The organism is Pseudoxanthomonas koreensis, assembly GCF_010093225.1.
Classification (GTDB): domain Bacteria; phylum Pseudomonadota; class Gammaproteobacteria; order Xanthomonadales; family Xanthomonadaceae; genus Pseudoxanthomonas; species Pseudoxanthomonas koreensis.
On the sequence record NZ_PDWM01000041.1, the window covers coordinates 1 to 25,545 of the forward strand.

At 71.6% G+C, this 25,545-nt stretch carries 20 protein-coding genes and 1 tRNA gene; 13 read left to right on the forward strand and 8 right to left on the reverse strand.

The window, feature by feature from the left end; all coding sequences use genetic code 11:
* The 7 genes from CSC64_RS11695 to CSC64_RS11725 all read left to right on the forward strand — a co-directional run.
* Positions 1-751 (forward strand): phosphatase PAP2 family protein (locus CSC64_RS11695; protein ID WP_338014853.1); only part of this gene is annotated, 751 nt, incomplete at its 5' end.
* On the forward strand, positions 748-2,451 hold the full coding sequence (locus CSC64_RS11700; RefSeq protein WP_162435508.1) for a phosphoethanolamine transferase: 1,704 nt from the start codon (positions 748-750) through the stop codon (positions 2,449-2,451). The genes CSC64_RS11695 and CSC64_RS11700, both read left to right, overlap by 4 nt.
* Positions 2,452-2,589: 138 nt before the next feature.
* A complete protein-coding gene (gene cls, locus CSC64_RS11705) occupies positions 2,590-4,008 on the forward strand; it encodes a cardiolipin synthase (protein ID WP_162435523.1) in 1,419 nt (472 codons plus the stop codon).
* A gap of 41 nt (positions 4,009-4,049) precedes the next feature.
* Positions 4,050-5,438: an FAD/NAD(P)-binding protein gene (locus CSC64_RS11710; RefSeq protein WP_162435509.1), complete on the forward strand. Its 1,389-nt coding sequence runs from the start codon at positions 4,050-4,052 to the stop codon at positions 5,436-5,438.
* A gap of 236 nt (positions 5,439-5,674) precedes the next feature.
* Positions 5,675-9,124: a hybrid sensor histidine kinase/response regulator gene (locus CSC64_RS11715; RefSeq protein WP_162435510.1), complete on the forward strand. Its 3,450-nt coding sequence runs from the start codon at positions 5,675-5,677 to the stop codon at positions 9,122-9,124.
* Positions 9,125-9,293: 169 nt separating this feature from the next.
* Complete coding sequence (locus CSC64_RS11720) at positions 9,294-11,108, forward strand: copper resistance system multicopper oxidase (protein ID WP_162435511.1); 1,815 nt, start codon at positions 9,294-9,296, stop codon at positions 11,106-11,108.
* Entirely contained in the window at positions 11,105-12,064 is a 960-nt protein-coding gene (locus CSC64_RS11725) for a copper resistance protein B (RefSeq protein ID WP_162435512.1), read from the forward strand. The genes CSC64_RS11720 and CSC64_RS11725 overlap by 4 nt, the downstream gene beginning before the upstream one ends.
* A gap of 6 nt (positions 12,065-12,070) precedes the next feature.
* Here the strand turns inward: CSC64_RS11725 and CSC64_RS11730 are convergent, their stop codons facing one another.
* Complete coding sequence (locus tag CSC64_RS11730; RefSeq protein ID WP_162435513.1) at positions 12,071-12,409, reverse strand: hypothetical protein; 339 nt, start codon at positions 12,407-12,409, stop codon at positions 12,071-12,073.
* Positions 12,410-12,646: 237 nt separating this feature from the next.
* Here CSC64_RS11730 and CSC64_RS11735 point away from each other — a divergent pair, with 237 nt between their 5' ends.
* The gene (locus CSC64_RS11735; RefSeq protein ID WP_162435506.1) at positions 12,647-12,829 is read left to right on the forward strand and encodes a hypothetical protein; all 183 of its coding nucleotides are present in this window, start codon (positions 12,647-12,649) and stop codon (positions 12,827-12,829) included.
* A gap of 33 nt (positions 12,830-12,862) precedes the next feature.
* Here CSC64_RS11735 and CSC64_RS11740 read toward each other — a convergent pair.
* From CSC64_RS11740 to dtd, 3 genes are all read right to left on the reverse strand, one after another.
* Positions 12,863-12,938 (reverse strand) — tRNA-Ile (locus tag CSC64_RS11740).
* A gap of 110 nt (positions 12,939-13,048) precedes the next feature.
* A complete protein-coding gene (gene rpoD, locus CSC64_RS11745; protein ID WP_162435514.1) occupies positions 13,049-14,905 on the reverse strand; it encodes an RNA polymerase sigma factor RpoD in 1,857 nt (618 codons plus the stop codon).
* A gap of 119 nt (positions 14,906-15,024) precedes the next feature.
* Positions 15,025-15,465, reverse strand: a complete 441-nt coding sequence (gene dtd / locus CSC64_RS11750) for a D-aminoacyl-tRNA deacylase (RefSeq protein WP_162435515.1) — start codon at positions 15,463-15,465, stop codon at positions 15,025-15,027.
* A 170-nt stretch (positions 15,466-15,635) separates the two neighbouring features.
* On the opposite strand from dtd, the gene CSC64_RS11755 reads away from it, so the two are divergent.
* From CSC64_RS11755 to CSC64_RS11765, 3 genes are all read left to right on the forward strand, one after another.
* Positions 15,636-16,562: a lauroyl acyltransferase gene (locus tag CSC64_RS11755; protein ID WP_162435516.1), complete on the forward strand. Its 927-nt coding sequence runs from the start codon at positions 15,636-15,638 to the stop codon at positions 16,560-16,562.
* A 113-nt stretch (positions 16,563-16,675) separates the two neighbouring features.
* Positions 16,676-17,206: a PH domain-containing protein gene (locus CSC64_RS11760; RefSeq protein WP_162435517.1), complete on the forward strand. Its 531-nt coding sequence runs from the start codon at positions 16,676-16,678 to the stop codon at positions 17,204-17,206.
* Complete coding sequence (locus CSC64_RS11765; RefSeq protein ID WP_425501717.1) at positions 17,203-18,732, forward strand: PH domain-containing protein; 1,530 nt, start codon at positions 17,203-17,205, stop codon at positions 18,730-18,732. Before CSC64_RS11760 ends, CSC64_RS11765 begins: the two co-directional genes overlap by 4 nt.
* Before the next feature lie 61 nt (positions 18,733-18,793).
* On the opposite strand, the gene CSC64_RS11770 is transcribed toward CSC64_RS11765, so the two are convergent.
* Complete coding sequence (locus tag CSC64_RS11770; protein ID WP_162435524.1) at positions 18,794-19,843, reverse strand: CDP-glycerol glycerophosphotransferase family protein; 1,050 nt, start codon at positions 19,841-19,843, stop codon at positions 18,794-18,796.
* A gap of 43 nt (positions 19,844-19,886) precedes the next feature.
* On the opposite strand from CSC64_RS11770, the gene CSC64_RS11775 reads away from it, so the two are divergent.
* A complete protein-coding gene (locus CSC64_RS11775) occupies positions 19,887-20,675 on the forward strand; it encodes a glycosyltransferase family 2 protein (protein ID WP_162435519.1) in 789 nt (262 codons plus the stop codon).
* A gap of 10 nt (positions 20,676-20,685) precedes the next feature.
* On the forward strand, positions 20,686-22,620 hold the full coding sequence (gene asnB / locus CSC64_RS11780) for an asparagine synthase (glutamine-hydrolyzing) (RefSeq protein WP_162435520.1): 1,935 nt from the start codon (positions 20,686-20,688) through the stop codon (positions 22,618-22,620).
* Between the two features lie 42 nt (positions 22,621-22,662).
* On the opposite strand, the gene CSC64_RS11785 is transcribed toward asnB, so the two are convergent.
* From CSC64_RS11785 to CSC64_RS11795, 3 genes are all read right to left on the reverse strand, one after another.
* Complete coding sequence (locus CSC64_RS11785) at positions 22,663-23,496, reverse strand: glycosyltransferase family 2 protein (protein ID WP_162435521.1); 834 nt, start codon at positions 23,494-23,496, stop codon at positions 22,663-22,665.
* A 210-nt stretch (positions 23,497-23,706) separates the two neighbouring features.
* A complete protein-coding gene (locus CSC64_RS11790; RefSeq protein WP_162435525.1) occupies positions 23,707-24,012 on the reverse strand; it encodes an EF-hand domain-containing protein in 306 nt (101 codons plus the stop codon).
* 146 nt (positions 24,013-24,158) lie between these two features.
* Complete coding sequence (locus tag CSC64_RS11795; protein WP_162435522.1) at positions 24,159-25,358, reverse strand: DesA family fatty acid desaturase; 1,200 nt, start codon at positions 25,356-25,358, stop codon at positions 24,159-24,161.
* Between the last annotated feature and the right edge of the window lie 187 nt (positions 25,359-25,545).

Here is a 25,545-nt window from a genome sequence, read left to right on the forward strand (position 1 = left end):
GCCCTGCTCCCTCCCCTCCCCCGGGTTGCAAGGCAGGCATCCGGGTGCGGCAGTCCTGTGGCTGCATCTGCTCGTGCCGGTCGCCGTGCTGGGCGCACTGCTGGCGTGGGCGGTGGGCGGCGGCGACCAGTTGCTGGCCGATCGCATCTACGCCTGGGGCGGTCACGGCTGGCCGCTGCGCCGCGCATGGCTCACCGACACGGTGATCCATGTCCATGGCCGCAACCTCAACGCGGCGGCCTGGCTGGTGCTGGCCATGGCCTGGTCCGGCGCCATGGCCAGCCGCGCCTGGCGGCCGTGGCGCCGGCCATTGGGCTACCTGCTGCTGGCAACCTTGCTGTCGTGCCTGGTGGTGGCCTGGACCAAGTCCTGGACCAACATGGACTGCCCCTGGGACCTGGCCCGTTACGGCGGGCAGCGGCAGTTCGTCGGGCTGTTCGAACTGCGTCCGCTGGGGATGTCGCGCGGGCGCTGCTTCCCTTCCGGACACGCCAGTGCCGGTTACGCCTGGCTGGCGCTGTACTTCTTCCTGATGGCGGTGGCGCCGCGCTGGCGCTGGATCGGACTGGCCGCAGGCATCGCCGGCGGCCTGGTGTTCGGCATTTCGCAGCAGCTGCGCGGCGCGCACTTCCTCTCCCATGACATCGTCACCGCCGGAGTGTGCTGGAGCATCGCGCTTGGCCTGTACGCGACGATGCTGTGGCCGGGGCAGCCGGCGGTGCAGGACGCCGCCGCCGGAGACGCGCGATGAGCGCGATCCTGCAGAGCGCCAGGCGCCGGTCGTCGGCGCTGTGGCTGCCGCTCGCGCGCGCCTGGGACGGGTTCCGCCCGGAGATGAGCCAGGAGATGCTGGCCGTGCTGGTCGGGCTGTTCCTCACCACGTCCGCCAACGTCGCGCTGTTCCGCTCCGTGTACGCCACCGGCGCGCTGCATGGCCTTGCCGGCCTGGGCACGGGCGCGTGCCTGTTCGTGCTGGTGTGGGCGCTGAACATGCTGCTGGCGCTGCTGCTGTTCAACAACTGGTCGGTGAGGGCGGTGCTGGCACTGCTGCTTCCGGCTTCCGCGGCGGCGGCGTACTTCATGGACCACTACGGGGTCTACTTCGACACCGACATGGTGCGCAACGTCCTGCAGACCGACGCCCGCGAGTCCTCGGAACTGGTTTCCATGGGATTGCTCGGCAGGGTGCTGCTGGCCGGCATCCTGCCCGCGGCGCTGGCGTGGCGCGTGCGGCTGGTCCGGCGCAAGCCCGGCCGCGCGATGCTGCTGCGTGCCGGCGCCATCGTGCTGGCGCTGGTCGCGGTGCTGGGGTCGGCGCTGGTGTCGTTCCAGAGCCTGTCGGCGCTGATGCGCAACCATCGCGAGATCCGCCACCTCATCACCCCCGGCAACTACCTGGCGTCCCTGGTCCGGGTCGCCGCCGACGACGGCGCGGCCCGCAACCGGCCGCGCACCACCCTCGGCGCCGGTGCCCACGTCGCCGGGAAATCGCCCGGGCAGCGTCCCCGGCTGCTGGTGCTGGTGGTCGGCGAGACGGTGCGCGCGCAGAACTGGGGCCTCAACGGCTACGCCCGGCAGACCACGCCGCAGCTGGCGCGCATGGACCTGGTGAATTTCACCGATGTGTCCTCGTGCGGCACCGCCACCGAGGTGTCGCTGCCGTGCATGTTCTCGCGGTATACGCGCGAGGCGTACAGCAAGGACAAGGTGCGCAATTCCGAATCGGTGCTGCACGTCCTCGGCCATGCCGGCATCGGCGTCTCCTGGCTGGACAATCAGGGCGGCTGCAAGGGGGTATGCACGGGCCTGGACGTCCAGTCCTTCGAACACGCCGACGACCCGGAGTTCTGCAACGCCGAAGGCTGCCTGGACGGGATCCTGCTCAAGGCGCTGTCCGCGAAAGTGGACCAGCTCGGCGAGGGCGACGCGGTGATCGTGCTGCACCAGCTGGGCAACCACGGCCCCGCCTATTACAGGCGCCATCCGCCGGAGTTCGCCCGCTTCCTGCCCGAGTGCCGCAGTTCCGAGCTGGGCCAGTGCAGCCGCGAACAGGTGGTCAACGCCTACGACAACGCCACGCTGTATACCGATGACCTGCTCGCCCGCGCCATCCGCCTGCTCGCCGCGCAGGTGCAGCGCGACACGGCCCTGGTCTACCTGTCCGACCATGGCGAGTCGCTGGGCGAAGGCGGGCTCTACCTGCACGGGATGCCGTACGCGATCGCACCGGAGGAGCAGAAGAAGGTGCCGATGGTGATGTGGCTGTCGCCGGGCTTCTCGGGCAGCGGCGGCATCAACCTCGCCTGCCTGAAGGACAAGGCGGGCCGGCAGGCGGTCAGCCAGGACTCGCTGTTCCATACCCTGCTCGGGTTGATGCAGGTGACGGCGCCGGAGTACGACACCTCGCTGGACCTGCTCGATGGATGCCTGAGCGGCCACGGTAGCTCCTGACACCGGCCGGGACGGCACGTCCGGCGCAATCCGTGCGGGCGGGGCGAGTGCCCGGCGAAGGACCGGACAGGTGGTGCGCTTTTGCACTCCGGCCTCCCGCCACCGCAGAATCGACCCATCCCCGCCGCCACGGCCGCCCTGATGAGCGACTGGTCCTTCGGCACCATCCTGTTCGCCCTGGACTGGACGTTCCGGCTGGCGGCGCTGTGGTGGATCCCCAGCCGCTCCAACCCCGCCGCCGCCCGCAGCTGGCTGCTGCTGGCGTTCTTCGTGCCGCTGCTGGGGCTGCCGCTGTACCTGCTGCTGGGCCAGCCGTGGCTGTCGGAGCAGCGCCGCCGTCGCCAGGGCCAGGCCTCGCAGGCGATCCGCGAAGGCCAGGCGCCGCAACGCGCACTGCGCTGGCAGCCGCCGGCCACCGGCCCGGCCGCCGAGACAGTGCCGCTGGTCGAGCGCATGGGCGATTTCATGCCGGTGCGCGGCAACGCGGTCGAACTGCTCGACGACTACGACGGCTCGATCCGCGCCCTGGTCGCCGACATCGACGCGGCGCAGGCACGCGTGCACCTGCTGTACTACTTGATGCTCGACGACGCGGTCGGCCGCGCGGTGGCCGATGCGCTGGTCCGCGCGGCCGCGCGCGGCGTGCGCTGCCGGCTGCTGCTGGACGCGGTCGGCGCCAAGCAGGGCTGGCGGCGCTTCCACGCGCCGCTGCGCGCAGCCGGGGTGGAGGTGCAGCGGATGATGCCCGGCGGCCTGCGCTGGCGCCGCAGCAGCCGCATGGACCTGCGCAACCACCGCAAGATCGCGGTGATCGACGATCACGTCGGCTACGTCGGCTCGCAGAACCTGGCCGACGCGGTGTTCGTGCCCGGGCATCCGAACCGCGAGCTGGTCGCCCGCGCACGCGGCCCGATCGTCTCGCACATGGAGGCGGTGTTCGCCAGCGACTGGTACCTGGAGACCGGGCAGATGCTCGAGGTCTCGCCGGTACGGCCGGTGCACGCCGAGGACGTGGCCGCGCAGCTGCTGCCCAGCGGCCCGGCCTATCCGTTCGGCAACGCCGGCGAAACGGTCGCCTCGCTGATCCACCTGGCCCAGCACCGGCTGGTGCTGACCACGCCGTACTTCGTGCCCGACGACGCCACCCTGAGCGCGCTGCGGATCGCCGCGCTGTCGGGCGTGGACGTGCAGCTGGTGCTGTCGGCGACCAACAACAAGCGCCTGCTGCTGCTGGCGCAGCAGTCGTACTACGAGGAACTGCTGGCGTCGGGGGTGAAGATCGCGCTGTACCAGCCGCACTTCATGCACGCCAAGCACCTGAGCGTGGACGATTCGGTGGCGCTGGTGAGCTCGATCAACCTGGACATCCGCTCGTTCGCGCTGAACGCCGAGATCGGCCTGCTCTGCTACGACCCCGGCGTGGTCGCGCGCATGCACGCAATCGAGGCCGACTACCTGATGCACTCGGAGATGCTGTCGCTGGAACAGTGGCGCCGGCGACCGTCGTGGAAGCGCAGCCTGGAAGGGCTGTCGCGGCTGGCCGATTCGTTCATGTGAGCCGCAAGCCCGGGCACCGCGGCCGGGTAGAATGCGCGCCCATGCAGTCCCGTTTCGACATCGGCATCGTCGGTGGCGGCGCCGCCGGCACGCTGGTGGCGCTGCAATGCCTGCGCCAGGCGACGGCGCCGCTGCGCATCGCCGTGTTCGAACCCGGCGAGCCCGGCCTGGGCGTGGCCTACGCCACCGGGCGCCCCGAGCACCTGCTCAACGTGCCCTGCAGGCGGATGAGCGCGTTCCCCGACGGTGCCGACGATTTCCTCGACTGGCTCGCGGCGCGGCCCGGCTTCGCCGGAACGCCGCGCGCCACGCTGGCCGGCGCGTTCGCGTTGCGCCGCGAGTACGCCGCCTACCTGCGCGAGCGGCTGGCGCAGGCGCGACAGGCCAGCCCGGCATCGCTGGAAATCGTGCCGCAGCGGATCGACGGCCTGCACCGCGACCCGGCCGCGGACGGCTGGGTGCTGGAAGGCAGCGAAGGCCGCTGGCGCGCGCGGCACGTGGTGCTGGCCACCGGCAACGCGCCACGCCCGCTGCCGGTGCGCGGCTCCGGTGCGCTGGCGCGGCCACTGCTGGTCGATGCCTGGGACTACGCGGGTGTCGCCGCGATCGCGCCTGATGCGGAGGTCTGCATCGTCGGCACCGGCCTGAGCATGGTCGATGCGGTGCTGACCCTGGTGGCCAACGGGCATCACGGCCCGGTGCACCTGCTGTCGCGGCATGCGCTGCTGCCGCTGCCGCATGCCGTCGCGCATGCCGTGGACCGCGACTTCGATGTCGATGCCCTGCATGGCCTGGGCACGCGGGCGCGGCTGCGCCGGCTGCGCGGCCAGGTCCGCGATGCCGCGACGCGTGGACTGCCGTGGCAGGCGGTGATGGAGGCGGTCCGTCCGCACGTGCAGGCGCTGTGGCGCTCGCTGCCGGCGGCCGAGCAGCGGCGCTTCCTGCGCCATGCGCTGCGCGCCTGGGACATCCACCGCCATCGCATCGCTCCTGAAGTGCATGCGCTGCTGCAGGGCCAGCAGCAGCGTGGCCGCCTGCATGTGCACCGCGCGCGCCTGGACATGGCCATGGCCGGGCCGCGCTGCGTGCACCTGGCCGCGCGCGGCCGCGACGGCCGCAGCGTGGTGCTCGACGTGGCCCACGTGGTCAACGCCACCGGGATGGAGCTGCGCGTGCAGGCCATGCGCAACCCGTTGCTGGAGCAGCTGCTCGGCGATGGCCATGCGCGGCCGGGCGCGCACGGCATCGGCCTCGGCACCGACGCCGAAGGCCGCCTGCTGGATGCCGGTGGCGGCGCGCAGGACGACCTGCGCGCGATCGGCAGCCTGCGCATCGGCGAAGCCTGGGAAAGCATCGCCGTACCCGAACTGCGGGTGCAGGCCGAAGCCCTCGCCCGCGCCCTGACCACCAGCGACACCCGCTCCTTGTAGGAGCCCACTTCAGGGGGCGACCCGACGCCGCTTGAGGCACCGCGTTCAACGCGTGCACTCCGGAGCGGCCGCGTCCAGCGCGGCTGTTTCCAGGTGGCCTCGGGTCGCCCCCTGAAGTGGGCTCCTACAAAGGCGGCACCGCTGCGCGGAGGCAGGCTGGCGCGCGGCATCGGGAAGCCCGCCTCCCCGGGGCGCCGCAGTACACTCGCCGCGTCGAGGTGCGGAGGAGGGCCGCCTTGCCGAGCTGGATCCTGCTGCTGGTATCGATCGGCTACGCCGCGCTGCTGTTCACGGTGGCGTGGTGGGGCGACCGCCGCCCGATGTACCCGGACCGGCCGTGGCTGCGTCCGGTGGTCTACAGCCTGGCGCTGGCGGTGTACTGCTCCTCCTGGACCTTCTACGGCGCGGTCGGCAGCGCGGTGCGCAACGGCATCGGCTACCTGCCGATCTACCTGGGCCCGCTGCTGCTGTTCGTGTTCGGCTGGCGGATCATCGAACGGCTGGCGCTGGTCGCGCGCAGCCAGAACACCGTCTCCATCGCCGACTTCATCTCCGCCCGCTACGGCCGCTCGCGGCGGCTGGCCACACTGGTCACCGTAATCGCCCTGGTCGGCGTGATCCCGTACGTGGCGCTGCAGTACAAGGCCGTGGCGATGAGCCTGGCGGTGCTTACCGGGCACGCGGCCGGGCAGGCCGTCGCGCTCGCCGATCCGGCACTGTACGTGGCCCTGCTGATGGCGCTGTTCGCGGCACTGTTCGGCACCCGCCAGGTCGACGCCACCGAGCATCACCACGGCATGATGCTGGCCATCGCGCTGGAATCGCTGGTCAAGCTGGTGGCGATGGTCGCGGTGGGCATCTTCGCCTGGGCCTGGCTGGGCGGGCACGAGCTGCGCATCGCCGACTCGGCGCGCACGCTGTTCCAGGAAGCGCCGCCGGTGGGGTTCATCGCCCAGACCCTGCTCGGTTTCCTCGCCATCGTCTGCCTGCCGCGCCAGTTCCAGGTCGCGGTCGTGGAGTGCGGCGACGTGGCCGACATCCGCAAGGCGCGCTGGATGTTCGGCGGCTACCTGCTGCTGATCTCGGTGATGGTGGTGCCGATCGCCGCCGCCGGCGTAGCCCTGTTCGGCAGCGGTGGCGAGGTGGCCAGCGACACCTTCGTCCTGGCCCTGCCGCTGGCCGAAGGCCGCGGCGCGCTGGCGCTGGCCGCCTACGTCGGCGGCTTCTCCGCGGCCACCGGCATGGTGATCGTGTCCAGCATCGCGCTGGCCACCATGGTCAGCAACGACCTGGTGATGCCGGTGCTGCTGCGGCGCGGCTGGGGCGAACGCCATGCCGCCGCCGACGTGGCCTCGATGGTGCTGTGGGTGCGGCGCGCGGCGATCCTGCTGCTGTCACTGTGCGCGTACGGCTACTACCGCTGGATCGGCGGCGACAATACCCTGGCCGCGTACGGCCTGATGGCGTTCGCGGCGGTAGCGCAGTTCGCGCCGGGGCTGATCGGCGGCCTGTACTGGCGCGGTGCCAGCCGCCGCGGCGTGGAGTTCGGCCTGCTGGCCGGCTTCGCGACCTGGATCTACACGCTGCTGCTGCCGGCGCTGTCCACCTCGGGGCTGTTCGATCCGGCGTGGCTGCTGGAAGGCCCGTTCGGCGTGCACTGGCTGCGGCCGCAGCAGCTGTTCGGGCTCAGCGGCTGGGATCCGCTCACCCATGGCACGTTCTGGTCGCTGCTGCTCAACGGCGGCGTGATGATGCTGGTCTCGGCACGCTCGCGGCTGGGCGTGGACGAGCGCCTGCGCATCGCCCCGTTCCTGGATCCCTATGCCGAGCGCCAGGCACTGGCGCCCGGCGAGTGGCCCGGCAACGTCAGCGTCGGCGACCTGCTCTCGCTGGCAATCCGCATCGTCGGCGAGCGCCATGCGCGGCGCGCGTTCTCCGAGCAGGCCATCGCCCTGGGCCGCGAACTGCAGCCGGCCGCCACGGCCGACCGCGCCTGGGCGCAATTCACCGAGCGCCTGATCGCCGCTTCGATCGGCGCGGCCTCCGCGCGCCTGGTGCTGACCAGTGCGCTGCGTGGCTCGGGCATGCACCTGAGCGAGGTGATGGCCCTGCTCGACGAGGCCGGCCAGGAGCTGCGCTTCAACCGCGAGATCCTCTCCACCACGCTGGAGAACATCAGCGCCGGGGTCAGCGTGGTCGACCCCGACATGCGCCTGGTCGCCTGGAACCGCGGCTACCAGCGCATGTTCGGCTACCCGGCCGGCATGCTCTACGTCGGCCGCCCGGTCGCCGACCTGATCCGCTACAACGCCGAGCGCGGCGAACTGGGCGAAGGCGACGTCGACACCCAGGTGCGCAAGCGCATCGAGCACATGCGTGCAGGCACCCCGCACGTGGTCGAGCGCGTGCGCAGCGACGGCAGCGTGATCGAGATGCGCGGCCAGGCGCTGCCCGGTGGCGGCTACGTCACCAGCTACAACGACATCACCGCCTACAAGCACGCCGAGCAGGCGCTGCGCGAGGCCAACGAAAACCTGGAACAGCGCGTGGCCGAGCGCACCCGCGAGGCCGAGCACGCGCAGCAGTCGCGCACCCGTTTCCTGGCCGCGATCAGCCACGACGTGCTGCAGCCGCTCAACGCCGCGCGCCTGTTCGCCTCGGCCCTGCGCGACGGTGGCCCGAACGTGGACCAGCCGCACCTGGCCGAGCGCGTGGACGCCTCGCTGCGCGCGGCCGAGGAACTGCTCGACGGCCTGCTCGACGTCTCGCGCCTGGACACCGGCGCGCTGCAGGCCGACGTGACCGTGTTCGACGCCGGCGAACTGCTGCAGGAACTGGCCGCGCAGTACGCACCGGTCGCCGCCGGCCGCGGCCTGGAATTGCGCGTGCACGCGCGCGCCCGCCCGGTGCGCAGCGACCGCCGCCTGCTGCGCCGGGTGCTGCAGAACTTCCTGGCCAACGCGCTGCGCTATACCCGCAAGGGCAGGATCGTGCTGGGCATGCGCGTGCACGGCGACCAGGTCGCGCTGCAGGTATGGGACACCGGCCCGGGCATTCCCCGGCAGCACATGCGCCAGATCTACGACGAGTTCCACCGCTACCAGCAACCGTTTGACTGGGGCGAGCGCGGGCTGGGACTTGGCCTGTCGATCTGCCAGCGCATCTCGCGCCTGCTCGAGCACCGGCTCGACGCGCACAGCGAGGTCGGCCGCGGCAGCATGTTCTCGATCACGGTGCCGCGCGTGGCGGCGCTGCCGGCGGCATCGCGCCGCTCCTCGTCCATGCTTCCGGGCTCCGGCTCGCTGGCCGGGCTGCGGGTGCTGTGCGTGGACAACGACCAGGAGATCCTGGACGGCATGCGCATGCTGCTGGCGCGCTGGCAGGCGACGGTGATCACCGCCAGTACGGTGGACGAAGCACTGGCGCGGATGGCCGACAGCGCGCCGCAGGCGATGCTGGTGGACTACCACCTGCACGACCGGCTCGACGGCCTGGACACGCTCGATGCGCTACGCTCGGCCGGCGGGCACATCCCCGGCGCGCTGCTCACCGCCGACGGCCGCGACGAGCTCAAGCGCCAGGCGCGCCAGCGCGGTTATCGGCTGCTGACCAAACCGGTGAAGCCGGCGTCGCTGCGCGCCTGGCTGGCCGCGCAGGTGCCGGCGGGCGAACGGGCCGATGCATGAGCGGCCAGGGCGGCCGGACTTGACCCTGTACCCGCTCCAGGCTGTGGAATACTGGATGCTCCACCGCGACCGCGGGCCTGCCGTCACCGGTGCCGCGCGCCACCCCTGCCGACACGCACGCCCGTACGTACCCGCCGCGCCCGCGTGCCCGGCATCGACTGGAACCAGAATGACCAGCTCTTCCCGGATCCCCCCCCGCCACGCGCCAGCGCTGGACCGCCGGCGCTTCGTGCAGGGCCTGGCCTTCGCCGGCCTGGCCGGCGGCAGCGGTCTGCTGCGGATCCCTGCGCACGCCGCCACCGCGACCGCACCCCAGGTACTCACCGGCACCGCCTTCGACCTGGCCATCGGCGCCAGCGAAGTGAACATCACCGGCCGCGCGCGCCCGGCCATCACCGTCAACGGCAGCCTGCCGGCGCCGCTGCTGCGCTGGCGCGAGGGCGATACCGTCACCCTGCGCGTGAGCAACCACCTGGCCGATGCGCCGACCTCGGTGCACTGGCACGGGATCCTGCTGCCGGCCGACATGGACGGCGTGCCGGGCATGAGCTTCGACGGCATCGCCCCGGGCGAGTCGTGGCTGTACCGCTTCACCCTGCGCCAGTCCGGCACCTACTGGTACCACAGCCATTCGATGTTCCAGGAGCAGGCCGGGCTGTACGGCGCGATCATCGTCGACCCGCTGCAGCCACCGCCGTTCCACTACGACCGCGAGCACGTGCTGCTGCTGTCGGACTGGACCGACCTGGACCCGGCCGCGCTGTTCCGCCGGCTGAAGAAGGCGCCGTCCTACGACAACCATTACAAGCGCACCGTCGGCGACTTCCTGCGCGACGCGCGCGAGGACGGCCTGGGCGCGACGCTGTCCGACCGCGGCATGTGGGGGCGGATGCGGATGACGCCCAGCGACCTGTCCGACGTCAACGGCCACACCTACACCTACCTGCTCAACGGCCTGCCGCCGGCGGGCAACTGGACCGGCCTGTTCCAGCCGGGCGAGAAAGTACTGCTGCGGCTCATCAATGCCGGCGCGATGACCTACTTCGACGTGCGCATCCCCGGCCTGAAGATGACCGTGGTCGCCGCCGACGGCCAGTACGTGCATCCGGTGACGGTGGACGAACTGCGCATCGCCGTGGCCGAGACCTACGACGTGATCGTCGAACCTTCGGGCCAGGACGCCTTCACGATCTTCGCCCAGGACATGGGCCGGACGGGCTTCGCCCGCGGCACGCTGGCGGTGCGCCATGGCCTGGTCGCGCCGGTGCCGGTGAACGATCCGCGGCCGCTGCTGACCATGGAGGACATGGGTCATGGTTCGCACGGCGCCCACGGCGCGCATGCCGCCACACCGATGGAAGGCGGCTGCGGCGCGGCGATGGCCGAGGGCGGCTGCGGCGCCGCCATGCACGGCGGCGCTGGCGACGCGCATGCCGGTCACGGCAGTGCCGGCACGGTCGTGCATCCACCGGGCGAACGCGGCAACCCGCTGGTGGACATGCAGTCCTCGCCCACCGGCCCGCGCCTGGACGACCCGGGCATCGGCCTGCGCGACAACGGCCGCCGCGTGCTCGCCTACGCCGACCTGAAGAGCCTGTTCGACGATCCCGACGGCCGCGAACCGGGCCGCGAGATCCAGCTGCACCTGACCGGGCACATGGAGAAGTTCGCCTGGTCCTTCGACGGCATCCCGTTCGCCAGCGCCGAACCGCTGCGGCTGAACTACGGCGAGCGCATGCGCATCGTCCTGGTCAACGACACGATGATGCAGCATCCGATCCACCTGCACGGGATGTGGAGCGACCTTGAGGACGCCGGCGGCGCGTTCCAGGTGCGCAAGCACACCATCGACATGCCGCCGGGTACCCGCCGCAGCTACCGCGTGCGCGCGGACGCGCTCGGCCGCTGGGCCTACCACTGCCATCTGCTCTACCACATGGAAGGCGGAATGATGCGCGAGGTGCGCGTGGAGGAAAGCGCATGAGCCGCGCGACGCTTCTCCTCGCCACGACACTGGCACTCACCGGTGTGCCCACGTTCGCGTGGGCCCAGGCCGGCTGCACGCCCGAGCATGCGGCGATGGGTCATTGCACGCTGCCCGCCGCCGCTCCGCCATCCGTATCGACTCCAGCGCAAACGCCGGCAGCGGCGCCGGCATCCGCAGCCAGCTGCACCGCGGAACATGCCGCGATGGGCCACTGCACGCCGCGCAACCCCGGCGCGCAGGCGCCACGCGAACCCATCCCGGTTCCCACCGACGCCGACCGTGCCGCCGCCTTCGCACCGCTGCATGATGGACACGCGCACGGCGGCGGCATCCACAACATGGTCCGCTTCAACCGCTTCGAGGCATGGGATGCCGATCCGGGCACCGGCCAGGCCTGGGAAGGCCGCGCCTGGATCGGCGGCGACGTGCAGCGCCTGTGGCTGCGCAGCGAGGGCGAACGCGAACATGGCCGCACCGCCTCCGCCGACCTGGAAGCGTTCTACGGGCGCGGCATCAGCCCGTGGTGGGACCTGCTGGCCGGCGTGCGCCACGACTTCAACCCCGGGCCCTCGCAGACGTGGGCGGCGCTCGGCGTGCAGGGCATGGCGCCGTACAAGTTCGAAGTCGCGGCCACCGCGTACCTTGGCGAAGGCGGACGCAGCATGCTCACCGCCGAGGTCGAGTACGAGCTGCTGTTCACCAGCCGCCTGGTGCTGCAGCCGCTGGTCGAAGTGGAATTCATGGGCCGCGCCGATCCGCAACGCGGCACCGGCTCGGGCCTGTCCACGGCCGAGGCCGGCGTACGCCTGCGCTACGAGATCACCCGGCAATTCGCGCCCTACGTTGGCGTCGCATACGAACGCGCTTACGGCGGGACCGCCGACCATCGGCGGCAGGCGGGGGAACCGGTCAGCGACACGCGCTGGCTCGCCGGCGTGCGCTGGTGGTTCTAGCGCGCCTCAGCGGGCCACGCGCGTCTGCGAGCCATCGTTGGTGACGCGGACGCGGTCGCCGACCCGGAAGTCGGCCACGTTGCCCGGCTGCACGACCACGATCGACTTGCCCGAATCCAGCTGCACGGTGAATTCGACCGCCGCGGTATCGCTGGTGAGCCTGCGCCCGCTCTCGATCGCCACCGCACGCAAGGCCTGGATGGTGCCCCATTCCACGCTCTGCACTTCCCCTGCGACCCCGCGCCCGAAGGTGCTCGCATCCCTGGGCGTGCTCGCGCATCCCGAAACCGCGGCGGCGGCCACGACGATCGCGACCAGTACTGCCTTGCCTGCATTTCCCTTCATGGTCCACTCCTGCGGCTGGTGAAGAGGGCTGTCTTCCGGCTGGCCCATGCTGCCTGCGGACCGTCGGACGGTACGGATCGATGCGGCAACCTTACTCGCATCGCCGGACCGTGCAAGGCCGCCCGTCCGATGCCCGGCACCCCGCCCTTCACGCCGCCTGCATGCGCGGATCACGACCGGCTAACCGGCCGCTCCCTGCAATGCCACGTGCAATCCGCGCATCGAATGAGGTGGACGATGGGAAGCAACGATGCACCGCGGCCCAACCCTGAAAGCGACCTGAGCAAGCCGCCCGCAACCGACCGGTTACGCAACGACAAGGCACGCTGGAAGGACCACGACCAACCCGACGACCCACGCGACAACCGCCCCGACCCCGAAAACGACTATCCCGGCGCACGCGAGAGCGTGCCGCGCTGATCCGCGCTGCGCTGCCGTTTTCAGAAGACTGTTTGGTGGGCCCACCAGGATTCGAACCTGGAACCAAGGGATTATGAGTCCCCTGCTCTAACCGTTGAGCTATAGGCCCGCAGCGAATCCGCAGTGTAGTGGGCGGTGGCGAGTGCGGCTATATGCCCCGAAAAAGCGAAGGCCCCGCATTGCGGGGCCTTCGCTCAAGCACGTTCGTACCAACCCGGCTCAGTCGATATCCAGGAAGCTCCGCAGCTGCTCCGAGCGGCTCGGGTGGCGCAGCTTGCGCAGGGCCTTGGCCTCGATCTGGCGGATGCGCTCGCGGGTGACGTCGAACTGCTTGCCCACTTCCTCGAGGGTGTGGTCGGTGTTCATGTCGATGCCGAAGCGCATGCGCAGGACCTTGGCCTCGCGCGGGGTCAGCCCGGCGAGCACGTCGCGCACGGTCTCGGACAGGTTGATGTTGGTGGTGTTGTCGATCGGGGACTCCACGTTGGTGTCCTCGATGAAATCGCCCAGGTGAGAGTCCTCGTCGTCGCCGATCGGGGTCTCCATGGAGATCGGCTCCTTGGCGATCTTCATGACCTTGCGGATCTTGTCCTCGGGCATGTCCATTTCCTTGGCCAGCTCCTCCGGCGTGGCCTCGCGGCCGTACTGCTGGAGCATCTGGCGGGAAATGCGGTTCAACTTGTTGATCGTCTCGATCATGTGCACCGGGATGCGGATGGTGCGCGCCTGGTCGGCGATCGAGCGGGTGATCGCCTGGCGGATCCACCAGGTCGCATAGGTCGAGAACTTGTAGCCGCGACGGTACTCGAACTTGTCGACCGCCTTCATCAGGCCGATGTTGCCTTCCTGGATCAGGTCCAGGAACTGCAGGCCGCGGTTGGTGTACTTCTTGGCGATCGAAATCACCAGGCGCAGGTTGGCCTCGACCATTTCCTTCTTGGCCTTGCGCGCCTTGGCCTCGCCGTAGGCCATCTGCCGGCCGATCTCGCGGATGTCGGCCAGCTCCAGGCACATGGCCTGCTCGATGGCGATGGTGGCCTGCTGCTCGGACACGATCTGGTCCTTGACCTCGCGCAGCGCCGAGGACCACTTCTGCTTGCGCTTGAGGACCTCGTCCACCCACTCCAGGTTGACCTGGTTGCCGTCCCAGGCGCGGATGAAGTCCTTGCGCGGCATGTGCGCCACCACCGTTGCCAGGTGAAGCACGCGGCGCTCGTGGTCCTTGATCTCGCCCATCACCTCGCGCATCTTGCGCACCAGGGTGTCGGTCAGCGCCAGCGGCAGCTTGAAACTGACGAACTGCTCGGCCATCTCGGCGCGCATCTTCACCACGTTCTTGGCCTGCGGGCCCGCCTTGGCGTTGGCCTTCTTGAACTTGGCCAGGTCGGCGGCCAGCGCGTCCATGCGGCGCGCGACCTCGACCGGATCGGGGCCGGTCGGGCCGGCCTCGGCCTCTTCTTCCTCGGCCACGTCCTCGTCGTCGTCCTCGTCGGCCTCGGCGTCGCCGTCGGCCTCGACCGCGGCGGGTGCCGGTTCCGGCACCTCCTCGACCAGGTCGTTGAAGCCGACCAGGACCTCGGCCAGGCGCTTCTTGCCGGCCTTGTGCAGTTCGTATTCCTCGAGCAGCAGTTCGACCGACCACGGGAAGCTGCCCAGCGCCGCCTGGACCTGGCCCAGGCCTTCCTCGATGCGCTTGGCGATGGCGATCTCGCCCTCGCGGGTCAGCAGCTCGACCGTGCCCATCTCGCGCATGTACATGCGCACCGGGTCGGTGGTGCGGCCGCCTTCCGAATCCAGCGCGGTCAGCGCGGCGGCGGCTTCCTCGGCGGCGGTGTCGTCGATTTCGCGGTTGCCGGTGTTGCCGTCGTTGAGCAGCAGGGTCTCGGCATCCGGCGCCACTTCATGGACGTCGATGCCCATGCCGTTGATCATGCCGATGATGTCTTCGATCTGCTCGGCGTCGACGATGTCGTCGGGCAGGTGGTCGTTGACCTCGGCATAGGTCAGGTAGCCCTGCTCCAGGCCCTTGCTGATGAGCTGCTTGATTTCGGATTGGGCTGGGCGTTCGTTGGCCATGTGTGGCGCCACCGGTCTGGAGAGGTGAAGTGAACCTAGCATTATAACAGGCCGACCCGCGGAAAGCCTGTCCGGCCTTGTGCGTCAAGCACTTGCGGGCGACCGCCGTTCAGCAGGACTCAGGCCCGCAGCAGGAAGGTGACCGGGCCGTCGTTGACCAGGCTGATCACCATATGGGCGCCGAAGCGGCCGGTTTCCACCCCCCCGGCGTGCTGCCGGCGGCACGCGTCCAGCAGCAGGCCGAAGATGCGTTCAGCCTCGTCCGGTGCGGCCGCCGTGCTGAAGCCCGGACGCATGCCGGAACTGGTGTCGGCGGCCAGGGTGAACTGGCTGACGAGCAGCAGGCCGCCGCCGGTATCGGCCAGGGAGCGGTTCATCCGGCCGGCATCGTCGGCGAAAACGCGGTAACCCAGCAGCCGCTGGGTCATCCGTGCGACCTGGGCGGCATCGTCGCCGGGCTGCACGCCGACCAGGGCCAGCAGGCCGGGGCCGATCGCGCCGATGACCTGGCCGTCGACCCGGACCGAGGCTTCGGTGACACGCTGGATCAGGGCGAGCATGGCCGGGCAGTCACGGGAAGGGCCTACAGGATCGGGGCAGGGCCATGCCTTGTCACCCCGGGGGGTTGGCCTCCCCTCGGCGACGGCAACCGGCCCGCGGCCAGTGCAAGGCCGGTGGACGGCACCCGGGTCCGGCAGAGATGGCGGGCCGGCACGGCTAGACTTGCGCCATGTCCCCCCGCACGAAAGCCCGCCTGCTCGTCTTCGCCGCCAGCCTGCTGGGGCGCCTGCCATGGCCCTGGCTGTACCGGCTCGGCGACGGCGTCGCCGCGCTCTGGCTGCGCCGCAACGCCCGTGAAAGCCGGGTGACCCGGATCAACCTGGAGCTGGCCTTCCCGCAACTGCCGGTGGCCGAGCGCGAGGCCCTGCACCGGCGGATCCTGCGCACCACCGCGCGCCAGGCGCTGGAGACGCTCAAGCTGTGGACGCAGCCCACGACCCGCAACCTGTCGCTGCTGCGCGAGGTGCACGGCGGCGGGCTCTACGACCAGGCCCTGGCGGCCGGCCGCGGCGTGATCGTGGCCGCGCCGCACTTCGGCAACTGGGAACTGCTCAACCAGTGGCTGGCGTCGCGCGGACCGGTGGCCATCGTCTACCGGCCGCCCGACTCGGAAGTGGGCGACGAATTCCTGCAGCAGGTGCGCGGCGTGGACAACGTGCGCCAGGTGCGCGCGGAAGGTCCGGCGGTGCGGCAGCTGTGGAAGGCGCTCAAGGAAGGCGGTGCGGTCGGCATCCTGCCGGACCAGCAGCCCAAGGCCGGCGACGGCGAGTTCGCACCGTTCTTCGGCGTCCAGGCGCTGACCATGACGCTGCTCTCGCGGCTGGCCGAACGCACCGGTTCGCCGGTGCTGCTGGCCTGGTGCGAGCGCATCGGCGACGGCCCGGGGTTCGTCCTGCACATCGAGCAGGCGCCGGGGCAGATCGCCGATGCCGACCCAAGGCTGGCCGTGGCCTGCCTCAACCGCGAGGTCGAGCGGATCGCGCGCCGCGATCCGTCGCAGTACCAGTGGACCTACAAGCGCTACACTCTGCGTCCGCCCGGCAGCGGCGAGGTCAATCCGTACGAAGAGCGCGAGTGGGCGCAGAGGCCTGCCTGACCGCGAGGCGGGCAACGCATGTGGTGGAACGCGGCGCCACGCGGCACAGGTGCGCGCATCGGCGCGCGTGAACGCTTAGGATCAGGCTATCGCAGCCACGCCCAGGCACGCCCGTGACCGACGCCCAGGACGAACCGTCCCCGCTCCCGCCGCCACTGCCCGCCGCGACCGCGACAGGCGCGCCATGGCAGCCGCTGCCCCGGCGCGGCGCCCTGCTCTACGCCATCGGCGCCGGCATCGGCTTCGCCATCCCGGCCGGGCTCGGACTCGGCCTGGCGGGCTCGACGCCGCTGGGCCTGCCGCGGATCCCGTTCGTCGCTGCGGCGGCGCTGCTTGGCCTGGCGCTGGGCATCCTGGTCGGGCTGCTGCGCCACCGCCGCATCGGCTGGAAGCTCGACGACGACGGCTTCGCGACCCGCCGAGGCGGGCTGTGGCGCAACGAGACCCTGGTACCGGTCTCGCGCGTGCAGCACCTGGACCTGGAACGCGGGCCGATCGAACGCCAGCTGGGCCTGGCCACGCTGGTGGTGCATACCGCCGGCACGCGCATGGCCGCGGTGAAGCTGCCGCTGCTGGCGCTGGCCGACGCCGAGGCGCTGCGCACGCACCTGGCCCGCCAGGTCGAAGCCGACGACGCGCTGTGAACGGCGTGCCAGGCCCTGCCATCGATGCCGCAGAACGGCGGCTGCACCCGTGGTCGTGGCTGTTCGTGCTGCTGCAGCAACTGCGGCAGTTCATCGTGCCGCTGCTGGTGCTGCTGTTCGCCGGTCGCCGCAGCGGCAGCGAAGAGTGGTGGGAGCTGGCGCCACTCGCCGGCGTGGTCGTGCTGGTCGTGGTCTCGGTGCTGCAGTACTTCACCTACCGCTACCGGGTCGGCGCCGACGCGATCACCATCCGCAGCGGGCTGCTGCAGCGCTCGCAGCGCGAGATCCCGTTCGCGCGGATCCACAACGTCGGCCTGCACCAGTCGCTGCTGCACCGGGTCTTCGGCGTGGCCGAGGTGCGGCTGGAATCGGCCGGCGGCGACAAGCCGGAGGCGCACATGCGCGTGCTCGGCCTGGCCGACGCGCTGGCGCTGGAACGGCTGGTGCGCCATCGCGGCACGGCGGTGGCGCCGGTCGAGGCCGGCGTCGCGCCGGCGCAGGCCGGTGCAGAAGGCGAGGATCGGGTCCTGCTGGCCCTGTCCGTGCCCGAGGTGATCCGGCTCGGGCTGGTTTCCAACCGCGGCATGATCGTGGTCGCCGCGATCTTCGGCCTGCTCTGGCAGCTGTTCCCCAACGAACGCTGGATGGCGCGCGCGGTCGAGGACTCGATCCGCCAGGCCGCCGGCTACGGCGAGGCGCTGCACCTGGGCTGGACGGGAATGCTCGCGCTGGGCCTGGCCTTCGCGGGCGCGTTCGTCTTCCTGGTGCGGCTGCTGTCGGTGCTGCTGGCGATGACCCAGTACTACGGCTTCCGCCTCGGCCAGGACGGGCGGCGGCTGACCGTGGAGCGCGGCCTGTTCGCACGCATGCGCAGCAGCGTGGCGCAGCGCCGGATCCAGGCCTGGTACCTGCACGAGAGCCTGCTGCACCGCTGGCTGGGCCGGCGCAGCCTGCGCATCGACACCGCCACCGGCGGACGCGAGGACGACCCGCGCAAGCTGCGCGAACTGGCGCCGATCGCCACGCCCGAGGCCTGCGACGCGCTGGCCGCGCACCTGCTGTCCGGCGCGGCCTGGCCACCGGCGCAGTGGCGGCCGTTGCCGCGCAACGCCTGGTGGCGGCTGTTCGCCGGCAGCGCGCCCTGGAACCTGCTGCTGGCGGGCGCGCTGGCGTGGAAGCTCGGCCCGTGGGCCTTGCTGGTGCTGCTGTGGCTGCCGTGGTCGGCGTACGCGGCCTGGCGCCAGGCCGGGCGGATCGGCTATGCGGTCGACGCGCGCCTGGTCGCGGTACGTGGCGGCTGGTGGACGCGCTGGTGGCGCTTCGCCGAAGTCGACAAGCTGCAGGCGTTGCGCCTGCAGCGCTCGCCGCTGGACCGCTGGCTCGGCACCGCGACGCTGTGGCTGGACACCGCCGGCGCCGGGGCGATGTCGCCGCCGCTGCGGATCCGTTTCCTACCCGAGGCCGAAGCGCGCGCGCTGTACGCGCAGCTCGGCCGCACCCTCGCGGCGCGCCGGCTGCGCTGGTGACGCCATCGCCGCTGCGGTGCGTTGCCGGCCCGCCGGCATGGCGGCGGCGGGCGCGGCCAGCTCAGGGCCGCAGGTAACCCAGTTCGCGGCGGATCTGCAGCGCGCGCCACCACGAGGACAGCGGCTTGCGCGCCAGCGTGTGCAGGCCCCGCGCCAACAACGCCTCGGTGGCGTCGATCACCCGTTCCGAGGAACGGCCGTCGCGCCAGGGATGGATCGCGTCGGCATAGGTGGCGATGGCCTGGCGCAGTTCCGGCGCGGGATCGAAGGCGCGCGCCAGCATCCGCGGCAGCGACGCCGGGTCGTCGAAGTCGATCATGTGCGGCTTCGGCGCGCGGTTGCGGAAGGTGACCACCGGCTTGAGCTGGACCACGAACTCGGACACCACCGAGGTGGTGTCGGCCAGCAGCACGTCGGCCGCGCGTTGCGCGGTCACCAGTTGCTCGGGTTCGACGAAGGCGGCATTGGCGCCGGCCAGCGCGCGGTAGCGTTCGAACAGCGCCGGCGGGCACTTCGGGTGCAGGGTGAGCAGCCAGTAACGGTCGCCGCGGGCGATCTCCGCGGCGATGGCCGGGTACAGGTGTGGGGCCGCGCTCAGGCGCTCGGTGAAGGTCGAGGCGAACATGACCACCGGCCGGCCACCGGCCGGGGCGCGCAGCGCGGCGCTGGCGCCGCCGTCGTCGCGGAACAGCGGGTCGAGCTTGGGCCAGCCGGTCTCGGCCACCGCGAAATGCCGCAGCTGGCCGGCCAGCGCCTGGAACGGAACCGTGGTCGCCGGCCCCTGGGTGCAGTACAGGTCGAACAGCCCGCGCACGCGGAAGTGGCCGCGCCCGTCGGCACGCTTCTCCACGTTGAAACCGTGGAACAGTTGCACCTTGGCCCCGGGGACGAAGGTGGGCACCTCGTTGGACGCGCTGAATACCGCGCGGGTGCGCAGCGCGGCGGCGGCGCGCACGTCCACCTGCCGCACCGGCGCCGGCAGCGCCAGCCCGGCCGCGCCGCCGGCCAGCAGCGCATGCACCCGTGCGCCGCGGGCGTGCAATGCCTGCGCCAACGGCTGCAGAATGGGCAGTCCGTAGCGTTCGGTCGCAAACAGCAGGTAGTCCGCCATCGCCACTCCCGTGCCCTCGTCGTCGTCCGCGCCACGCGCCGGCATGGCGCCGCTGTCGGCCTGCATTATCGCGTTCAACGAAGCCGACCGCATCGGCGACTGCCTGGCTTCGCTGGCGTTCTGCGACGAGATCGTGGTGGTCGACTCCGGTTCCACCGACGGCACGGTCGCGCTGTGCGAGGCCGCCGGCGCGCGCGTGCTGCAGCGCCCGTTCGACGGCTTCCGCAGCCAGAAGCGGTTCGCCGTGGAGCAGGCCGCGCACGACTGGGTGCTGTGCCTGGACGCGGACGAGCGGGTCGGCGCGGAACTGCGCGACGCGATCCAGGCCGCGCGCGCGGCCGGTTTCGCCGGCGCGGCCGGCTACCGCTTCGCGCGCCTGTCGGACTACTTCGGCCGCTTCCTGCGCCACGGCAACGCCTACCCGGACCGGGTACTGCGCCTGTTCGACCGGCGCCGGGGCGGCTGGCGCGGCAACCGCGAGATCCACGAAGCAGCCAGCGTCGACGGCCCGGTGCGCCTGCTGGCGGGCGACCTGGTCCACTACCCGTACCGCTCGCTGGAACAACAACTGGCCAAGACCGGGCGCTACGCGCGGATGATGGCCGAGCACGAATTCGCCCGCGGCAAGCGCGCCAGCGTGGCCAAGCTGGTGCTCGCCCCGGCCTGGCGCTTCTGGCGCGGCTACCTGCTGCGCGGCGGCTTCCTCGACGGCTGGCGCGGGCTGGTCTACGCCTACGTGCGCGCCAACTACGTGCGGCAGAAGTCGATCATGCTGTGGCTGCTGCAGCACGGCCAGCCCGTCGCCACGCCCGCGCCGCGGGCCGAACGCTGAGAGCCGGCGCATGTGTGGCATCGCCGGCGCCTGGTCGCCCCAGCCGCGCTCCAGCCAGGAGGAGCTCGACGTCCGGGGCCGGCGCATGGGCCGGGCCATCGCCCCTCGCGGCCCGGACGACAGCGGCCCCTGGAGCGCCCCGGCCGACGGCCTGGTCCTGTCGCACCGGCGCCTGTCGATCCTCGACCTGAGCCCGGAAGGGCACCAGCCGATGGTCTCGGCCGACGGCCGCTGGGTGCTGGCCTTCAACGGCGAGGTCTATTCGCACCGCGCGCTGCGCGCGGAGCTGGAGGCGCTGGGCCACCGCTTCCGCGGCCATTCCGACACCGAGGTGCTGCTGGCGGCGATCGCCCAATGGGGCGTGGCGCAGGCGCTGGAACGCAGCAACAGCATGCTTGCACTGGCCGCCTGGGACCGCCACGAGCGGGCGCTGTGGCTGGCCCGCGACCGGGTCGGCAAGAAGCCGCTGTACTACGGCTGGGCCGACGACGGCACGCTGCTGTTCGGCAGCGGACTGGCCGCGCTGCGCGCCCATCCCGCCCTGCGCCCGCAGGTGGACCCGGATGCGCTGGCCCTGCTGCTGCGCCTGGACTACATCCCCGCCCCGCACTCGATCCTGCGCGGCGTGCACAAGCTGCGCGCCGGCCACCTGCTGCGCCTGGACGCCACGGCGCTGCAGGCCGGCACCGGCGGCCACGATCCGGGCACGGCGCAGCAGTGCTGGTGGGACGCGCGCGGGCGCATGGAGGTGGCAGTCGCGGCCGGCTTCGATGGCGGCGAGGAGGCCGCGCTGGACGCGCTCGACGCGCTGCTGCGCGACGCGGTGGCGCTGCGCATGGAGGCCGACGTCCCGCTCGGCGCGTTCCTCTCCGGCGGCACCGACTCGGCGCTGGTCACCGCGCTGATGCAGGCGCAGTCCACGCGCCCGGTGCGCAGTTTCTCGATCGGCTTCGACAACGCCGTGCACGACGAGAGCGCGCACGCCGCGGCGGTCGCCGCGCACCTGGGCACCGAACACACCGAACTGCACGCCGACGGCCACGCCGCGCTGGCGCTGGTGCCGGACATGGCCACGGTCTTCGACGAACCGTTCGCCGATTCTTCGCAGCTGCCCACCGCGCTGCTGTGCCGGCTGGCCCGCCGGCACGTGACCGTGGCCCTGTCCGGCGATGGCGGCGACGAACTGTTCTTCGGCTACGGCCGCTATGCCCGTGCCCTGCGCAACGAGGCGCGGCTGGCGCGGCTGCCGAGGCGGCTGCTGGCGCGGCTGGCCGGCGACCCGGGCGAACGTTCGCGCCTGGGCGGCCTGGCGGCGCTGCGCGCCGAACTGGCCACGAGCGACCTGCAGGGCATCGCCCGCCAGCGCGTCGGCCGCTGGCGCCGGCCTGAAGCGGTGGTGCGCGGCGCGCGCCGGCTGGCGACCGCCTACGACGATCCGGCCGCCGCGCCGCGCAACGGCACGCCCGCCGACCTGCTGATGGCACTGGACTTCGCCTGCTACCTGCCCGAAGACATCCTCGCCAAGGTCGACCGCTGCAGCATGGCCGTGGCCCTGGAAGCGCGCGCGCCCCTGCTGGACTGGCGGGTTGCGGAGTTCGCCTGGTCGTTGCCGCTGTCGATGAAATACCGCGACGGCATGCTCAAGCACCTGCCCAAGCGGCTGCTGGCGCGCTACCTGCCGGCGCCGCTGGTGTATCGGGACAAGTCCGGCTTCGGCGCACCGGTCGGCGACTGGCTGCGCGGGCCGCTGCGCGACTGGGCGCAAGCGCAGCTGGATCCGGCACGGCTGCGTGCCGAGGGCCACTTCGAACCTGGACCGGTCCAGGCGATCTGGAAGCAGTTCCTGGACGGACAGCGCAAATGGCATACCCACCTGTGGAGCGTGCTGATGTTCCAGTCCTGGCTCGATCACTGGAGCCGGCAGGCGGTGGCGGACGACGCATGATCCGGTTGGGCGGGTGCCCGCACCCGGCGCGGTCCTGGGCATTCACGCGGGCGGCGGCCCCTTCACGATGCCGTGCCCGGTCCAGGTGCTGCGCGTACGCCGGGTCGCGGAGCGCAGACTGCGGTTGAACTCGACCCCTTCGGCGGTGACGTAACCGCGCGCATGCTCCAGGTGCACGGTCACCGCGCGGTGGCGGATGCGCTTGCCCCGTATGCCAGCGTTCTCCAGGCGCTCGCCGAACTCGCGGTCTTCGCCGCCATAGCACATGCGCTCGTCGAAACCGTTGACCGCCAGTACGTCGCGCTTCCAGGCCGATGCGTTGTGTCCGTTCCAGCTCGGGCGCGCAGGGCTGATCGCATCCAGCAAACGCCCGGCCACGGGCCCGGCGCTGAGCTTGATGTCGCGCCGCGAAAGCGGCATGCCACGCGCGCGCAGCCAGCGCACATCGAAGCAGCGGCCCACGGCGATGTCCTCCGGCGCGATCGTCCGGCTCGTTTCCAGCGGCAGCTTGTGGTAACCGCCCGACAGGAAGCGGCCCGGCTCGCGCAGGCGCAGGTGGGTCGAGACGAAGTCGCCGCGCGGGATGCAGTCGCCGTCGGTGAAGATCAGGTAGTCGGCACGGCTGGCGGCGATGGCACCGTTCAACGCCTCGCATTTGCGGAAGCCGTCGTCGGGCTGCCACAGGTGGCGCAGCGGGACCGGCAGGCGCGGGCGCAGGCGGTCGATGCGCTCGCGGGGCTCGTCGCCGCTGCCGGCGTCGGCGACGATCACCTCGAAGTCGCGCCGGTCCTGCGCCGCGAAGCCCAGCAATGCCTTCTCCAGCCAGTCGGGCTGGTTGTAGGTGGTGAAGATGACGCTGGCGATCGAGCGGTGCATGGGACGGCAACGGACGCTTGTTCTGTTCGCGCGTGAAGCATACCGGTTGCCTTGGCCGGCGTTCCGCCCGCTGCTGGACGCGCGGGTGGGTCCGTTCGACGGCTTCCGCAAGCAGAAGCAGTTCGCCGCGGACCAGTGCGCGTGCGACCGCGTGTCGGGCCCGGACGCCGGCGAACGCGCGACGCCCACCCCGCCGCCAACAAGGCCCGGTTACAGGGGCGGGGCGGCCAGTTCGCGCGCGTCGAGGTAGCCGTCGCCGTTGGCGTCCTGGCGCCTGAAGCGCTCGGCCAGGCGCTGCCGGTGCGTTTCCAGGGCAAGGGGCTTGCCCTTGCCACCCGGCTGTTCGGCCGGCGAGAGCACGCCGTCGCCGTCGCGGTCCATACGTTCGAACGCATAGCCCATCCAGGCCACGTACTCGGCCTGCGAGACGCGGCCGTCGCCGTCGGTGTCCATCCGCGCCAGGTAGTCACCCGTGCGTTCGACCTGGGCGACGACGGCGCCGGCGGCCAGCAGCATCGCCAGCGTGGCCACCGCTCGCCACCGCCTCGCGCGGACACGAGCCGCGGGCACGTGGCGCGCCGCTGCGGCGCACGACCGGGACCCGGCCCGGACGGGGCCCGATTCCGCGGCAGCGGCAACCGCAACGTGCACCGGACGCCGCATCAGTGCGCCAGCGCGTAGCCCTTCAGGCGCATCGAGTATTCCTGCAGCGCGCGGATGCCGCTGGCCTCGGCTTCCTGGCACCAGGCCTGCAGCTGGCGCAGGCGCTCGGCCGCGTCGTGGCTGCGCGCTTCCAGCAGCGCGGCCAGGCGCGCGCGGTGCTCGACCAGGGCCTGGATCCGCGGCCGCTGCGACACCCACGCCTGCAGCTGTTCGCGCGCATCGGGCTTGAGCCAGCGGCCATAGTCGACCAGGCCGCGGCGCATCCGCCGCGGCAGCAGCCGGCGCAGCTTCTCGCCGGCGGCGGCAGCCTCTTCGCGCAGGGCCGGCTTGAGCACGTTGCGCTGGTAGTCGGTCATGGCCTGGAAGCGGTGCGACAGCAGCGCGCGCAGGGTCTCGCCGTCGGGCGTGGCGATGTTCGGGCGGATGTCCAGGCTCGGCGCCACGCGCAGCACCTTGGCCAGGCCGACCTTCTCCAGGCTCTTGATCGCGGCCCAGCCGATGTCGAATTCCCAGCGCCGCATCGAGAAGCGCGCCGAGCTCGGGAACGCGTGGTGGTTGTTGTGCAGCTCCTCGCCGCCGATCCACACGCCCCACGGGGTGAGGTTGGTGGAGGTGTCGGCCGATTCGAAGTTGCGGTAGCCCCACCAGTGGCCCAGGCCGTTGACCACGCCGGCGGCCCAGAACGGGATCCACGCCATCTGGATTGCCCACAGGGCGATGCCCGGCAGGCCGAACAGGGCGAAGTTCATCAGCGCCAGCGCGGCCGGGCCGAGGTTGGCGTGCGGGGTGTACAGGTGGCGCTCGATCCAGTCGTCCGGCGCGCCCTTGCCGTACTGCTCGATCGACGGGCGGTCGGCGCGCGCCTCGCGGTACAGCTCCACGCCTTCCCAGAACACCTTGCCGATGCCGCGGGTCTGCGGGCTGTGCGGATCCTCCTCGGTCTCCACCTTCGCATGGTGCTTGCGGTGGATGGCCACCCACTCGCGGGTGATCATCGAGGTGGTCAGCCAGGTCCAGAAGCGGAAGAAGTGGTTGAGCGCGGGATGGAAATCCACGCCGCGGTGCGCCTGGCTGCGGTGCAGGTACAGGGTCACCGAGAAGATGGTCAGCTGGGTGAAGACCAGCAGCACGGCCAGCAGGCCCAGCCAGCCAAGACCGGCCAGGCCGGAGGTGAGGAACGTAACCAGTGCGTCGGGCATTGCGGCGGGACTCGCGGGTCGATCGTGTGGAACACGGGGTGGCCAGGGGCCGGAACCGGGGCCGCCAGGATGCGGCCGCCGTGGCGACATCATGCGGCCTGATCCGGCAAACTGCACCCGTCGGCCGCGTACTGCATTCAGACCCGGCCCCGCACCGCCCAGGAACCGATTCCGCGATGCCTTCCCC

Coding starts and splice junctions, on each gene's coding strand:
- CSC64_RS11700 (WP_162435508.1), top strand. CDS start 748: ATGAGCGCGATCCTGCAGAGCGCCAGGCGCCGGTCGTCGGCGCTGTGG.
- CSC64_RS11710 (WP_162435509.1), top strand. CDS start 4,050: ATGCAGTCCCGTTTCGACATCGGCATCGTCGGTGGCGGCGCCGCCGGC.
- CSC64_RS11720 (WP_162435511.1), top strand. CDS start 9,294: ATGACCAGCTCTTCCCGGATCCCCCCCCGCCACGCGCCAGCGCTGGAC.
- CSC64_RS11725 (WP_162435512.1), top strand. CDS start 11,105: ATGAGCCGCGCGACGCTTCTCCTCGCCACGACACTGGCACTCACCGGT.
- CSC64_RS11730 (WP_162435513.1), bottom strand. CDS start 12,409: ATGAAGGGAAATGCAGGCAAGGCAGTACTGGTCGCGATCGTCGTGGCC.
- CSC64_RS11735 (WP_162435506.1), top strand. CDS start 12,647: ATGGGAAGCAACGATGCACCGCGGCCCAACCCTGAAAGCGACCTGAGC.
- rpoD (WP_162435514.1), bottom strand. CDS start 14,905: ATGGCCAACGAACGCCCAGCCCAATCCGAAATCAAGCAGCTCATCAGC.
- dtd (WP_162435515.1), bottom strand. CDS start 15,465: ATGCTCGCCCTGATCCAGCGTGTCACCGAAGCCTCGGTCCGGGTCGAC.
- CSC64_RS11755 (WP_162435516.1), top strand. CDS start 15,636: ATGTCCCCCCGCACGAAAGCCCGCCTGCTCGTCTTCGCCGCCAGCCTG.
- CSC64_RS11770 (WP_162435524.1), bottom strand. CDS start 19,843: ATGGCGGACTACCTGCTGTTTGCGACCGAACGCTACGGACTGCCCATT.
- CSC64_RS11775 (WP_162435519.1), top strand. CDS start 19,887: ATGGCGCCGCTGTCGGCCTGCATTATCGCGTTCAACGAAGCCGACCGC.
- asnB (WP_162435520.1), top strand. CDS start 20,686: ATGTGTGGCATCGCCGGCGCCTGGTCGCCCCAGCCGCGCTCCAGCCAG.
- CSC64_RS11785 (WP_162435521.1), bottom strand. CDS start 23,496: ATGCACCGCTCGATCGCCAGCGTCATCTTCACCACCTACAACCAGCCC.
- CSC64_RS11790 (WP_162435525.1), bottom strand. CDS start 24,012: ATGCTGCTGGCCGCCGGCGCCGTCGTCGCCCAGGTCGAACGCACGGGT.
- CSC64_RS11795 (WP_162435522.1), bottom strand. CDS start 25,358: ATGCCCGACGCACTGGTTACGTTCCTCACCTCCGGCCTGGCCGGTCTT.